Origin of the sequence: Tateyamaria omphalii (assembly GCF_001969365.1) — a bacterium.
Taxonomy (GTDB): Bacteria; Pseudomonadota; Alphaproteobacteria; order Rhodobacterales; family Rhodobacteraceae; genus Tateyamaria; species Tateyamaria omphalii_A.
This window is the reverse complement of sequence record NZ_CP019312.1, coordinates 1223072-1236633: the sequence shown is the minus strand read 5'-3', so window position 1 is coordinate 1236633 and position 13562 is coordinate 1223072. Positions and strand designations below refer to the sequence as shown.

At 62.1% G+C, this 13562-nt stretch carries 14 protein-coding genes; 7 read left to right on the top strand and 7 right to left on the bottom strand.

Annotation, left to right across the window (positions count from 1 at the left end):
• Positions 1–5: 5 nt before the first annotated feature.
• Together BWR18_RS06145 and BWR18_RS06140 are read left to right on the top strand one after the other, a co-directional pair.
• A complete protein-coding gene (locus BWR18_RS06145) occupies positions 6–1457 on the top strand; it encodes an ABC transporter permease (RefSeq protein ID WP_076627163.1) in 1452 nt (483 codons plus the stop codon).
• 95 nt (positions 1458–1552) lie between these two features.
• Positions 1553–3640, top strand: coding sequence for a dipeptide ABC transporter ATP-binding protein (locus BWR18_RS06140; RefSeq protein ID WP_076627162.1), 2088 nt, complete (start codon positions 1553–1555; stop codon positions 3638–3640).
• On the opposite strand, the gene BWR18_RS06135 is transcribed toward BWR18_RS06140, so the two are convergent.
• Together BWR18_RS06135 and BWR18_RS06130 are read right to left on the bottom strand one after the other, a co-directional pair.
• Complete coding sequence (locus tag BWR18_RS06135; protein ID WP_172839364.1) at positions 3641–4153, bottom strand: hypothetical protein; 513 nt, start codon at positions 4151–4153, stop codon at positions 3641–3643.
• A gap of 61 nt (positions 4154–4214) precedes the next feature.
• On the bottom strand, positions 4215–4802 hold the full coding sequence (locus BWR18_RS06130; RefSeq protein WP_076627160.1) for a lytic transglycosylase domain-containing protein: 588 nt from the start codon (positions 4800–4802) through the stop codon (positions 4215–4217).
• Positions 4803–4976: 174 nt separating this feature from the next.
• Between BWR18_RS06130 and ssb the strand changes: the two genes are divergently transcribed.
• The gene (gene ssb / locus BWR18_RS06125) at positions 4977–5474 is read left to right on the top strand and encodes a single-stranded DNA-binding protein (protein WP_076627159.1); all 498 of its coding nucleotides are present in this window, start codon (positions 4977–4979) and stop codon (positions 5472–5474) included.
• Positions 5475–5524: 50 nt separating this feature from the next.
• Here the strand turns inward: ssb and BWR18_RS06120 are convergent, their stop codons facing one another.
• The 3 genes from BWR18_RS06120 to BWR18_RS06110 are packed head-to-tail and all read right to left on the bottom strand — an operon-like array spanning position 5525 to position 7837.
• Positions 5525–6121, bottom strand: a complete 597-nt coding sequence (locus BWR18_RS06120; protein ID WP_076627158.1) for a pyridoxamine 5'-phosphate oxidase family protein — start codon at positions 6119–6121, stop codon at positions 5525–5527.
• A 23-nt stretch (positions 6122–6144) separates the two neighbouring features.
• Entirely contained in the window at positions 6145–7257 is a 1113-nt protein-coding gene (gene aroB, locus BWR18_RS06115; protein WP_076627157.1) for a 3-dehydroquinate synthase, read from the bottom strand.
• Positions 7250–7837 (bottom strand): shikimate kinase, encoded by a 588-nt coding sequence (locus BWR18_RS06110; RefSeq protein ID WP_076627156.1) that lies wholly within the window; start codon positions 7835–7837, stop codon positions 7250–7252. The genes aroB and BWR18_RS06110 overlap by 8 nt, the downstream gene beginning before the upstream one ends.
• Before the next feature lie 93 nt (positions 7838–7930).
• Between BWR18_RS06110 and BWR18_RS21875 the strand changes: the two genes are divergently transcribed.
• From BWR18_RS21875 to BWR18_RS06095, 3 genes are read left to right on the top strand one after another with little or no spacing between them, the layout of a single operon-like run.
• Positions 7931–8080 (top strand): hypothetical protein, encoded by a 150-nt coding sequence (locus BWR18_RS21875; RefSeq protein ID WP_172839363.1) that lies wholly within the window; start codon positions 7931–7933, stop codon positions 8078–8080.
• A complete protein-coding gene (locus BWR18_RS06100; RefSeq protein WP_076627154.1) occupies positions 8070–9608 on the top strand; it encodes a hypothetical protein in 1539 nt (512 codons plus the stop codon). Before BWR18_RS21875 ends, BWR18_RS06100 begins: the two co-directional genes overlap by 11 nt.
• Positions 9605–10567 carry a site-specific tyrosine recombinase XerD gene (locus tag BWR18_RS06095; RefSeq protein WP_076627153.1) on the top strand — a complete coding sequence of 321 codons (963 nt, stop codon included), beginning with the start codon at positions 9605–9607 and terminating at the stop codon, positions 10565–10567. Before BWR18_RS06100 ends, BWR18_RS06095 begins: the two co-directional genes overlap by 4 nt.
• Here the strand turns inward: BWR18_RS06095 and BWR18_RS06090 are convergent.
• Complete coding sequence (locus BWR18_RS06090) at positions 10507–11427, bottom strand: metallophosphoesterase (protein ID WP_368073642.1); 921 nt, start codon at positions 11425–11427, stop codon at positions 10507–10509. The two genes, BWR18_RS06095 and BWR18_RS06090, sit on opposite strands and share 61 nt — an antisense overlap.
• Between BWR18_RS06090 and BWR18_RS06085 the strand changes: the two genes are divergently transcribed.
• A complete protein-coding gene (locus BWR18_RS06085; protein ID WP_076627152.1) occupies positions 11384–12694 on the top strand; it encodes an HlyC/CorC family transporter in 1311 nt (436 codons plus the stop codon). The genes BWR18_RS06090 and BWR18_RS06085 overlap by 44 nt on opposite strands.
• Positions 12695–12700: 6 nt before the next feature.
• Here the strand turns inward: BWR18_RS06085 and BWR18_RS06080 are convergent, their stop codons facing one another.
• Entirely contained in the window at positions 12701–13531 is an 831-nt protein-coding gene (locus BWR18_RS06080) for a LytTR family DNA-binding domain-containing protein (RefSeq protein ID WP_076627151.1), read from the bottom strand.
• Positions 13532–13562 lie beyond the last annotated feature (31 nt).

Sequence of the window (13562 nt, the reverse complement as noted above, 5' to 3'; positions counted from 1 at the left end):
TACCCATGGACCCTTTGACATGGACCGGCCCGCTTGGGCAATTTTTGGACCCGGTGTTTTATGCGCTGGCTGCCGTCTTTCTGATCGCCGTGGTGATCCAGATCGTGATGAGCATCGCCGCGGGCGGCACGCGCGTCGTCACGAACCCGGACGGCACGCTGAGCACGGCGGGCGGCGCCTATGACCTGTCGGCCAGCGCGACCCGCTGGTCCGGATTGGCGCTGTTGCTTGTCGTTCTTGCGTATATCGTGCTGGGCGTTTTTGGCGGACCGGGGGCAACAGGTATCGTCGGCGGGATGAGCCAGCAATTGATCCCGGTCTGGATCGCGCTGATCGCCACCTTTGCCCTGTCGATCACCTTCAAGCGCAAGCTGGGCCTTTATGGCAAGCTGTTCGACTCGACCGTCGGCATGATCGGCTTCGCGCTTGTGATGTTCTGGGTCTATGCGGGCGCCATGGCGGGCCTCTTCGACTGGATTACCACCCACGAGAGCCTCAGCCAAGTGTCCGGCATGAAGAACAAGGTGCCCGGTACACCGATGCGCGGTGCTGAAGAAGGCGAATATGCCTGGTATCTGCTGGGCGGCGACAACCTGGCGCGCGATGTGTTCAGCCGTCTTTTCAAAGGGGCCTGGGTGGTGGTGCAAATTGCACCGCTTGCGACGCTCTTTGCCTTTATGGTGGGCATCACGCTGGGCCTGCCCGCGGGCTATTATGGCGGGCGTCTGGACACGTTCCTGTCGTTTCTGGCCAACCTGATCCTCGCCTTCCCGGTGATCTTGCTGTTCTATCTGCTGGTGACGCCGGAAATCGTGGCAACGGGCATTCCGAACTACATGGCGACGGTCCTGTTCGTCTTTCCGCTGATTTTTGTCGGTGTCCTGCTGAACTCGCGTTACTACACACAGCCGAGTTTTCGCACGCCCTTGCTGATCGTGGTGCTGGGCCTGATGGGCTGGATCTATCTGTCGCTGATTTCGGACGGCGGATCGAAAGTGGCGGTCCTGCCCGAATTCCTCGACCTGTTCGACATCGACCCCGGCATCCTCGTGGTGTTCGTGTCGGTCGTCTTCGTCAACGCCCCCACCGTGTTCCGGATCGTCCGGGGCCTCGCGCTCGACATCAAGACGCGGGACTATGTGGCAGCGGCGCAAACGCGCGGCGAAGGGCCCTGGTACATCATGCTGTGGGAGATCCTGCCGAACGCACGCGGGCCGCTGATCGTCGATTTCTGCCTGCGCATCGGCTACACCACGATCCTTCTGGGCACACTTGGTTTCTTTGGTCTGGGTCTGGAAAGCGAGAGCCCGGATTGGGGCACCACCATCAACGCCGGTCGGCGGTTGTTGTCGGTGTACCCGCATGCAGCCATTGCGCCTGCGGTCTCATTGCTGACGCTGGTTCTGGGGTTGAACTTGTTGGCCGACGGGCTTCGTGAAGAGAGCCTCAAGGACTGATTGAAGGGTGGGACGGGGGCCAGCCCCCGGACCCCCGTGGTATTTTTAGTCAGAAGAAACGCGAAAAAGCGGCTGATCTGACGGGGAGACACTGAATGACGAAACTGGACTATGATGGCCCGATCCTTGAGATCGACAAACTGAGCATTTCCTTCTTCACGCGGCTGCGGGAAATCCCAGCCGTGATGGATTTCTCGGTGACCGTGCAACCCGGCGAGGCCGTTGGCCTCGTGGGCGAATCCGGATGCGGCAAGTCCACCGTGGCCCTGGGCGTCATGCAGGACCTGGGCAAGAACGGGCGCGTTGTCGGCGGGTCGATCAAGTTCAAGGGCCGTGATCTGGGCGAGATGAGCACGGAAGAGTTGCGCGACATCCGCGGGTCCGAGATTGCCATGATCTATCAGGAGCCGATGGCATCGCTGAACCCGGCCATGAAGATCGGCAAGCAGTTGATGGAAGTGCCGATGATCCATCAGGGCATGAACGAAAAAGGCGCATATGAGCGCGCGCTCCAGGTGGTCACGGATGTGAAACTGCCCGACCCCAAACGCATCCTGAACAGCTTTCCCCACCAATTGTCGGGCGGCCAACAACAGCGCATCGTGATCGCCATGGCGCTGATGTCGGAGCCGTCCCTGCTGATCCTGGACGAGCCGACCACAGCGCTGGACGTCACGGTCGAGGCGGCCGTGGTCGAACTGGTCAAGGATCTGGGCAAGAAATACGGCACCTCAATGCTGTTTATCTCGCACAATCTCGGGCTGGTGCTGGAGACTTGCGACCGGATCTGCGTGATGTATTCGGGTGAAGCGGTGGAGCGCGGCAGCATCAAGCAGGTCTTCGACGAGATGCAGCACCCCTATACGCAGGCGCTGTTCCGCTCGATCCCCTTGCCCGGTGCGGACAAGAACGCGCGGCCTCTTGTGGCCATCCCCGGCAACTTCCCCCTGCCTCATGAGCGCCCGCCCGGCTGCAATTTCGGCCCGCGCTGCGACTATTTCGAGGAAGGTTTGTGCAACGAAAACAAATCCATCCCGATGTTTCCGACCAACGACGACGCCAGTCACGAGACGCGCTGCCTCCGGTTCAAGGAGATCGACTGGAACGCTCCGCTGACGTTGGGCGAACAAAAGGAAAAGGGCGAGGTCGGCGATGTTGTTCTGAAGATGGACAAGCTCAAGAAGTATTACGAGGTGGCCGCCTCTGCCCTGTTCTCGTCCGGAGAAAGGAAGGTGGTCAAGGCGAACGAGACCCTGAGCTTTGAGGCGCGAGAATCCGAAACTCTGGCCATCGTGGGCGAATCCGGTTGCGGCAAGTCGACCTTTGCCAAGGTGCTCATGGGGCTGGAGACCGCGACCGAGGGCACCATCACCCTTGGCAACAAGGCCATTCAGGACATCCCCATCGAAGAGCGCGACACGCAGACGGTGGCGGACGTGCAGATGGTGTTCCAAAACCCGTTTGACACGTTGAACCCTTCGATGACTGTGGGCCGGCAGATCGTGCGGGCGCTCGAGATCTTCAAGATCGGTAGGAACGAAGCCGAGCGCTGGCAGCGCATGCTGGAACTTCTGGACCTCGTGAAGCTGCCCCGCGCCTTTGCCGACCGGATGCCGCGGCAATTGTCTGGCGGGCAGAAGCAGCGCGTGGGTATCGCCCGCGCCTTTGCCGGGGACGCGCGGATCGTGGTGGCGGATGAACCTGTCTCTGCCCTTGATGTGTCGGTGCAGGCCGCTGTCACCGACCTGTTGATGGAGATCCAGCGGGAACACAAGACGACGCTTCTGTTCATCAGCCACGATCTGTCGATCGTACGCTATCTCAGCGACCGTGTGATGGTGATGTATCTGGGACATGTGGTGGAGCTTGGGTCAACGGAACAGGTCTTTGCCCCGCCGTATCACCCCTATACCGAGGCGCTGTTGTCCGCTGTTCCCATCGCTGACACATCTGTGGAAAAGCGAAACATCGTACTTGAAGGCGACATCCCCTCGGCCATGAACCCGCCCCCGGGGTGTCCGTTCCAGACGCGGTGCCGCTGGAAATCTGAAGTCCCCGGTGGCCTGTGCGAGACGGAGGTGCCGCCTGTTCGCCATCTGGCCGAGGGGCATCAGGTGAAGTGCCACCTGGCCGATGGGATCCTTGAGCGGATGGAGCCGGTGATCAAAATTGCGGCGGAATGATCACAGCGCGTCGGCTGCTGCGACATAGTTCTCCATGAACTGCCAGAACGCCGGGATCGCCGTCGCATCAGCCCAATAACGCAGATCGGTGGCGTTCGTGGCCACGGCGCCGGTGCAATAGGTCGTCCAGAACTGCCAAGCCCTCTTGGCCGTGCGTGACAGAATGAGTGTCCAGAGAAAGCCGAGTGGTCCGATCAGTACCGCCGCCATGTAGGCTGCCAGCACGGCGTCAGCCACGATCAGCCCGTAAAGGGTGACGTAGTCGACGCTGATCAGAAACAGGAATCCGATATTCGACGCAAACAGTGTGCCGGCGATGGCCCCCGCAATCCCGCCCGCCGCAAGCATGTCCAGATGGAAACGACGCGCGGACGGGCTTTGGTGGATCATCTTTGGCCTGGACACGACGACATCCGCTGCGTTCAGCGTCCGCCCCTTGTTGATCCGTGCCAACCGTTCGTCGAAAGTGGATTGTCCCGGTTTCATGCCCGCCCCCGCCTTGTTTCTCGTCAAACGGGTTAGGCAACCGAGATGGCAGGTTTATGGCAAAACTGGTGCCAAGGCGCGGCAGCGGTCAGCTGCCCCAGATCACCTTGACGTAGTTGCGTGTCTCGCGGAAAGGCGGCACGCCATTGTATTTCTTCACTGCGCCCGGACCGGCATTGTAAGCTGCAAGCGCCAAGCGCCAGCTGCCGAATGTGCGGTACTGTTCCTTGAGATAGCGCGCGCCGCCATCCAGGTTCTCTGCGGGGTCTTCGCGGTCCACACCGAGGCTGCGCGCTGTGGCGGGCATCAGCTGAGCCAGGCCGAAGGCGCCCTTATGGGACCTTGCGCTGGGGTTCCAGCCGCTTTCCTGTTGCACAAGCCGCAGGAACAGGTCCTCCGGCACGCCGTGGCGTCGTGCGGCATCGCGAGCCATGTTCAGGTAAGGTCCCCGGTACTTGCCGTTGAACTTGCGCGTTTCGGTATCCCATTTCGTCGGCGTGACAACCTTGCGCGGCTGCAAGCGGACCGAATTCGAATACTGTTTGGCCGCGCGCGTATCCAACACCTTGGTCTGAGATTTGAACAGGTTGTTGCGGCTTTTCGACGACAGGCTTTGCGCCATGCCCGCATCCGCGACGAAGGCGGCGACAATCGCCCCAACCCAGAGTGCCCGCATCTTGACCGTCCCCCAGTTCGTACACTGCCACCGTTTCTTGAGGCGCAATATACGGCTTTTTCGCGCTCGCGCTACCCTTCCGCGGTTTTACCCTGCATTAACCATGTGTAGTCTAACCAGAAGGCAAGGCCGAGGCGTGGAATCAGCCCGGCACGGGACAAAAAGGGGAATTACATGGCAGGGTCCGTCAACAAGGTCATTCTGATCGGCAATCTGGGGCGCGACCCCGAAGTGCGGACGTTCCAGAACGGCGGCAAGGTATGCAACCTGCGTATCGCGACGTCTGAAACATGGAAAGACCGTAACACGGGCGAGCGCAAGGAACGCACCGAATGGCACTCGGTCGCGATCTTTTCGGAACCGCTGGCGCGCGTGGCGGAACAGTATTTGCGCAAGGGGTCCAAGGTGTACCTGGAAGGTCAGCTTGAGACCCGTAAATGGCAGGATCAGTCCGGCCAAGACCGCTATTCGACCGAGGTTGTGCTGCGCCCCTACACCTCGACCCTGACGATGCTGGATGGCCGCGGCGAAGGCGGCGGTGGCGGCAACTTTGGCGGCGGCGGTGGCGGTGGCCAGATGGGGTATGATGACCAGAGCGGCGGCTATGGTGGCGGAAGCAGCCAGCCAAGCCCGGCGCCCAGCCGCGATCTGGACGACGAAATTCCGTTCTAGGGAATGCCGGAAGAATGCAGAAAGCCCGCCAGTTCGGCGGGCTTTTTTTGTCAGTAAAGCGTGCTGCGATAGAGATGGTCCACCGCGTCCTGATCCGTGCGATCCTGCGGGATCGCCGTGTGATCGCGCAACATCTCAAGCAGCGTCGCGACAGGGCGCTGTGACGGCCAGCTTTCGGGCTTCCACAGACCACCGCGCATAGGTGCCTTGCCGCAATGGGTATAGATTTCGTCCGCAGTGATCCGCAGCACCGTCTTGGGACGACGGCCGTTAACCTGGAATTGAGCGCGCAGCGCGGGGTCTTCGCTGATCTCGGCCGTGCCGTTCACACGCAGGGTTTCGTCCACTGTCGGGATCAGGAACAGCAGCGCCACATTGGGGTGGGCCAAGATGTTCGTCAGGCTGTCGATCCGGTTGTTGCCGGGCCGATCCGGCAACAGGAGTGTCGTGTCCGACTCTACCGTCACAAATCCCGCCGGATCGCCCTTGGGCGAGATATCGAGCGTGTCGCCATCTGACGTGGCAAGGATCAGGAAAGAGGAATGTTCAATGAATTGCCGGCAATGCGCATCGAAAGCGTGGATCACCTTGGCCGCCGCTCTTTCATGCACGTCGCCGTAGATCTCTCGCAGTCTTTCTGGCGTCATCTATCCGTCTCCAAATCTGTTCGTCAGCGCGCAGCCAAAGCATCCCCCAGCACCGCAATCACGGTGTCCGGCGGCACATCCGGGGTCACGAAGGCCTGCCCGATCCCGCGCGCGAGGATGAAATTCAGCGTTCCTGCGACGACCTTCTTGTCTTGGCCCATCAGGTCCATGAGGCCCGTCGCATCCGGCAGATCGCCGGGGATATCTGCCAGATCTGTCTTCAACCCCATCGCTTTGAGATGTGCCCGCACCCGGCTCGGATCTTCCTGACTGCACAGGCCCAGCCGGGCGGAGAGCTCAAAGGCAAGGCCGCAGCCGATAGCCACGCCTTCGCCATGCAGCAACCGTTCTGAATACCCGGTCGCGGCCTCTAGCGCGTGGCAGAACGTATGGCCCAGGTTCAACAGAGCCCGATCCCCTTGCTCCGTCTCGTCGCGGGTCACGATGTCGGCCTTCATCTCGACTGATCGCTTCACCGCCGCGACACGCAACCCAACATCGCCTGCCGCCATGGCGGGCGCGTTGTCTTCGAGCCAGCCAAAGAATGCGGCATCCCCCAGCAGGCCGTATTTCATCACCTCGCCGTAGCCCGCCAGAAAGTCGCGCGGAGCGAGCGAAGCCAGCACATCCGTATCGGCAAGCACGAGGCTCGGCTGGTGAAAGGCGCCGGCCAGGTTTTTGCCCTGCGCAGTGTTGATCCCGGTCTTCCCCCCCACGGAACTGTCGACCTGCGCCAGAAGCGACGTGGGCACCTGAACGAACCGCACGCCGCGGCGCAGCACGGCGCAGGCAAAGCCGACCAGATCGCCAATGACGCCACCGCCAAGGGCCACGACCACGTCGCGGCGCTCGATCTTCTGATCAAGCAGCCATTCCGTCACCTGCGCCAGATACGCCCAGCTCTTGGTGCTCTCGCCCGGCGGCAATTCCAGCGCGACACAGTCGATGCCGGCGGCAGACAGACCCTCCTCTAGGGCACCCAGGTGCAAGGCAGCCACACGGCTTTCGGTTACCACCGCGACGCGCGGGCGGGACAGCATGGGTGCGATAAAGGTACCTGCCTCGGCCATCAGGCCCGGCCCGATCACCACGTCATAAGCCCGCGCGCCCAGCGGCACATGCACGGTTTCACGCATCACTCGTCTCCAACACATCGGGGCGTTCCGCCAAAAGGGTCGCGACGACCCTGTCGACCATTTGCTCGATGCTCATATCGGCTTCGGACAGGACCGAGACGTCGGCCAGCGCATAAAGCGGCACACGCTGGGCATAGATCTCGGCTAGCGTGGCGCGGGGATCGGGCGTGCGCAGCAAAGGGCGCGTGTCCTTGTGCCGCACGCGCTGCCACAGCAGATCAAGGCCCGCATTCAGCCAAACCGAGACACCGCGCGCCGTGATGTTTGCGCGGTTTTCCTCGGCCAGAAAGGCGCCGCCCCCCGTTGACAGGATGCCGCGTTCTTCATCCAGCAGGCGCGAGATGACCTGCGTTTCCTTGCGGCGAAAGAACGGCTCGCCGTCGCGCTCGAAGATTTCGGGAACAGTCATGTTTGCTGCCGTCTCGATCTCTGCATCGCTGTCCAGAAACGGGACGTCCAGGCGCAAGGCCAGGGCGCGCCCCACAGCGGTCTTGCCCGCCCCCATCATGCCCACCATCACAACCGTTTTCTTCAGTCGGTAGGTTGCCCCGATCACACTGTCCTGCTGAATTTCGCTCATATCGCTGTCAATGACGTGATTTTGCAAAAAAGGCCATATATGCTTTGGGCAAAACAAAGAAGCACAACCAAGAATTCTGGGGCAGGCAAACACATGATCCGTCTATTCAAGCTGTTGATCTTTCTCGCGATCATCGGATTTGTCGGACTTGTGGGCTATGCCTATGTCGGAGAGTATTTCGGCGCCAACTTTTCGCCGCCCCAGGATGAAGTTCGCACGCCCGTGACCTTGGATGCGGAATAGTCTTGCCCCCCTGCTTGCCGCGCTAATCTGCGCTGGCACAGCCCTTGGCGCACAAGGCGAGGCGACGGCACCGCTGAGCGTGATCGACTGGCTGGACACCCAAGGGGCCATAGATGCGGCCCTGCCCGCTGCGCCCGAACCTGATGTTACCGCCAGTGGCGCGGTGCCTCGGGTTACGGTACAACCCCTTCAAACGGACGCTGCCCAACGGGTCGGGCTCGCCCCGTCGAACGTGACGGGACTGCCCGACACGCTGTGGCAATCGACCGATGCCACCGCCCTGACGCACGCCATCAATGCGTTGCCGGACGCCCCCCTGCCGGCGCTGCAAAATCTGATCCTGACGCTGCTGCTGGCCGAGGCGAACCCGCCAAAGGGCGACGCACACCGCTTTGATCTGGCGCGCGTGGATGCGCTGACAAAATTCGGCGCGCTCGACCCTGCACTCGCCCTTCTCGAACAAACCGCCATCGACAAGCGGGCAGCGCATCTTGCGCGCTACATGGACCTGTCGCTGGTGTCCGGGGATCCCAGTACGGCCTGCGGGCTGATCCTCGCCCATCCGAAACTGTCACCGGGCAAGGCGCACGAGGTGTTCTGCAATGCGCGTGCCGGAAACTGGGAGGATGCCGTCCTTATCCTGGGCACGGCACGCGTTCTGGACCTTGTGCCCGAAGATCAGGCCGCGGCGCTTGAGCGGTTCCTCGACCCGGACCTCTTTGAGAGTGAGCCGTCGCTGCCTGTCCCTGCGACGCCGGATCCCCTGGCCTTCCGCCTGTTCGAAGCGATCGGCACGCCGATCCCGACACGCACATGGCCGCTGGTATATGCAAATGCGGACCTGTCGGCCAATGCGGGATGGAAGGCACAGCTTGAAGCCGCCGAACGGCTGGCGCAACGCGGCGCGCTTGGCGACAATCGCCTCCTTGGCCTTTACACGCAACGCCAGCCCGCGGCGTCGGGCGGCGTCTGGGACCGGGTGGCTGCCGTCCAGCGCTTTGAAACGGCATTGCGCACGGGCAGCCCGGCGGCGGTGTCAAAGACTTTGCCCGCAGCCTGGCGCGCCATGGGCGACATCGACCTACAAACCGTCTTTGCCAACATGTTTGCCGAGGATCTGACCAAGTTGGTGCTGAGTGGGCCAACCGCAGATATCGCATTCGATGTCGTGCTGCTGTCACCGGCCTACGAGACCGCTCTGAAGCAGTTCCCGTCGCGCGCCCTGAAACGCCCGTTGCCCGTGGCCGTCGCCACGGGTGAGGTGCCAGCGGACCTGACTTCCGACGGGGTCGAGGGCGCGGTTCTGGCCGCATTCCGCGATGCGCCTCCTGACGCGGGTATTGTTGCAGCCGCACAGGCCGGTGATCTCGGCCTCGCGCTGGCAAACACGATCACCCTGACCCACGGCGGCGCGGGCGGCGACGTGGCGCGGCTGACAACCGGGCTTGCGACCTTGCGGGCGCTCGGGCTCGAGGATGTGGCGCGGCGCACCGCCCTGCAAGTCCTGCTGCTGCGAGGCGCAGGATGAGCCACCGTTGGATCTCTACCTTTCTAGACGCGCAAGCCGCCGAGCTGGGCGCCGCGCGCAACACGCTGCTGGCCTATGGCCGAGACTTGAAAGATGCGGACGCGTGGCTTGCCGGTCAGAACGCGGATTTTGAGACGGCAGATAAGGCCAAAATAGAAGCCTACCTGATCCATTGCGATGCGCAGGGGTTGGCCAAATCAACCCGCGCGCGCCGCCTGTCCGCCATCAAGCAACTCTACCGTTTTGCGTTCGAGGAAGGCTGGCGCAGCGACAACCCCGCCATCCAGATCGCGAGCCCCGGGCAGGACAAACGCCTGCCAAAGACGCTGGACGAGGAGGAGGTCGACCGGCTGCTCCTTTCCGCCCGCACGTTCGGGCGCGGCGACCACGACCGGTTGCGCGACACCTGCCTGATGGAACTGCTCTACGCCACCGGAATGCGGGTGAGCGAATTGGTCAGCCTGCCTGTGTCCTCCGCGCGCGGCGATCCGCAAATGCTGCTGATCCTTGGCAAGGGGGGAAAGGAACGGATGGTCCCCCTCTCCCCGTCCGCGCGTGCAGCACTTGCCGCCTGGCTCAAATGTCGTGATGCAAGGTGCGATGCGGTCGAAGCCGAAGGTGCCACGCCTTCCCGCTTTCTGTTTCCGTCGCGCGGCGCCTCGGGCTTTTTGACCCGCCACTGGTTCTATGCACGCATCAAGTCCCTCGCCGTTCATGGCGGAGTTGATCCCTCCAAGGTGACGCCCCACACACTGCGCCACGCCTTTGCGACCCACCTACTGGCCGGCGGCGCAGATCTGCGGGCCATCCAGACGATGCTCGGCCACGCCGATGTCGCCACGACCGAGATCTACACCCATGTGGTGGATGAGCGCCTGACGCAGCTTGTGCTGGATCATCACCCGCTGGCGAAGGACAAGCGCAAATCCGGCGGCAGCACGTCCTCGGACGGCCAATAGCCACTGCGCAGGGCAATGTGATAGCCGTGGGTCAGCCCGGCGGCTTCCATATCGGCAACGGCCCCATCCATGTCGTAGTTCAGTCGGTGCAACTTTGCACGACCCTCTTCAAGAACCATGAAAGCGGTCTGCTGCAATCCGTCATGCGGCGGCATTCCGATCACGCCCGCATTGATCCACCTGCCCTTGCCGACGTCCTGCTGAAACGGAATGCCCGAGTGACCCGCAACGATATGATCCACCGGGCCGATCTGCGCCTCGAGCGCCATCCATTCAGAGCGGAACACCGACATCGGAGAGGTTGACCAGACGAAGCGTGCCACATCCGACACCCCGCCATGGATCACCGCATAGCGCGCGCCAGACTGCGCAAACACGACCACATCCGGCAACTCTGCCATCCAAGCGCGTGCATCCGCGCCGACCCGGGATTGAGCAAAGCCGTACCATCCGACCGACAGAAGATCGCAGACACTCCCTTCTTGGAACCCGCAACCGCAATCGTCGGCTCCTTCCGCCAACTGCACCTCGCAATTGCCCGCCACAACCGGACAACCCGCCGCGCGAATGGCCGCGACCGTCTCGGCCGGGCGCGCGCAGTATGCGACGACATCGCCGGTGCACACGGGCTTTGCCCCGCGATGGCGGGCCTGTTCCAAAACGGCCTGCGTCGCCTGCAGATTGGAATACGGCCCGCCGAACAAGAGCACAGGTTCGTCCACCACACCCAGATCCTGCACGCGCATCCCGCCGCATCCCTTGATTGCATCGCCCGGCACCCCCATAACCCATGCACCATCAAAGGATAAATCACGAATGGACGACCCCACCTCGACGCTGGATGCGGCCTTCTGGATCACCAGCGCGGTGATCCTCGGCCTGCTGATCATGTCCGGCTTCTTCTCCGGCTCGGAAACGGCACTGACGGCGGCGTCGCGCGGCAAGCTGCGGGCGCAGGCCGACAAGGGGTCGCGCGGGGCCGAACGCGCGCTTGAAATCACCGAAGACAACGAGCGGCTGATCGGCTCGGTCCTGCTGGGCAACAACCTCGTGAACATCCTGGCCACATCGCTGGCCACAGCCCTCTTCACACGGGCCTTCGGCGAATCCGGTGTGGCGCTGGCCACGCTGGTGATGACTGTCCTCGTTCTCGTCTTTGCCGAGGTGCTGCCGAAAACCTATGCGATCACCAACTCGGAAAAGGCCGCCTCGCTCGTGTCGCGCCCCATTTCGCTGGTGGTGCTGGTGTTCTCGCCCATCGTGGCGGCGGTGCGCCTGCTGGTGCGGGGTGTGTTGCGCATATTTGGCGTCCGGATCGACCCCGACAGCCACATCATGGCTGTCCGAGAGGAAATCGCGGGCGCGCTGCAACTTGGCCACTCCGAAGGGGTCGTCGAAAAGGAAGACCGTGACCGCATCCTGGGCGCGCTCGATCTGGGTGATCGCACGGTCGAGGAAATCATGCTGCACCGCTCCGGCATCGAGATGATCGACGCAGATGACGATCCGCAGGCCATCCTTGAACAATGTCTGAAGTCGAACCACACCCGCCTGCCCGTCTACCGGGGCGAGCAGGAAAACATCATCGGTGTGATCCACGCCAAGGACCTGCTGCGCGCGATGTACCAGGTGATTGGCGGCCCCGACGGCGAGGCCGCAGCCCTCAAGAATTTCGACATCCGCGAAGTGGCCATGCCGCCCTATTTCGTGCCCGAAACGACGACGCTCGACGATCAGATGCGCCAGTTCCTGCGGATGCGCACCCATTTCGCCCTTGTCGTGGACGAGTACGGCTCGCTCCAGGGTCTCATCACGCTCGAAGACATCCTCGAGGAGATCGTGGGCGAGATCACGGACGAGTTTGACCCCGACGGCGACGACGTCGTGCAGCGCGGCGATGACGGGCATTACTATATCGACGGCGCCATGACGATCCGGGACCTCAACCGCGCGACCGAGTGGAACCTGCCCGATGACGAGGCGAACACCGTCGCAGGGCTCGTCATTCACGAGGCGCAAATGATCCCGACCGTGGGCCAGGTCTTCAGCTTTCACGGCTTCCGATTCGAGGTGACCGCGCGCGACGGCAACCGGATCACGGCGCTGCGTATCCGCGGCGTGGACTAAGCGGTCTCACGCCACCTTTTGCTCATCCGTATGTGTGTCAAGCCACACCCGCACATCCTCCAGCCGCCCCCGCGCGACCGGGATCTTGTTCCCGTCAAGAAGCGTCAGCTTCGATCCGGACAATGCCCTCGCCGTCTCGCGCGCCACCCAATGCGACCGATGGGTCTGGATGCCGTCCTCGGGCGACACCTGTTCCAGAAATGTCGCCAGACGTTCACGTAAAATCTCGACACCGTCAGGTGTGTGAATCTCGAGGTAGTGTTCAGCGGCCTTGACCCGCACAATCCGGTCCAGCGACATCTTGCGCCCCGACAGCGTGATGTCGCGCGCCTCGGTCTCATTCTCCTTGCGCGCGCGCTGTGCCGGCAACAGCCACATGAGGCCAGCCGTCTCGAAAACATGCGCAACCAGCACATTTCGGACATTCATTTGCCATGACATGCTCGAAAACGGCGGTTTTGACGGCTCGAACAGAACAGTGAGCCCGGCTGACGTGACATACGTTGCCACCAGAACAAGTGGCGTCGACAAGATAAGCAATGGTATCGGCACGGCAAACACCGAGCGCCACGCTTTGTATGCAACCGGAGTATAGACCAGCAACAGCAGCAAGTAGACAAAAAGCGCAACGAACCAGAACGACAACCGAAGTCCAAAACTGTCAAATTGCGGCAACGTTACCGGGTGACCCGTCGCCATGATCAAGAAACCAACCATGACCAAAACCCACAACTGCCAGGACCCGTACAGTTCGTACACTTCACGTATCGTGAAATGCGCAGGGCTGCCATTCGAGACATAAACCTGCACTTCGTGATCGAATGCCGTCCGAAACATGGAATGAATCTAACATGTGACGCTAATTAGA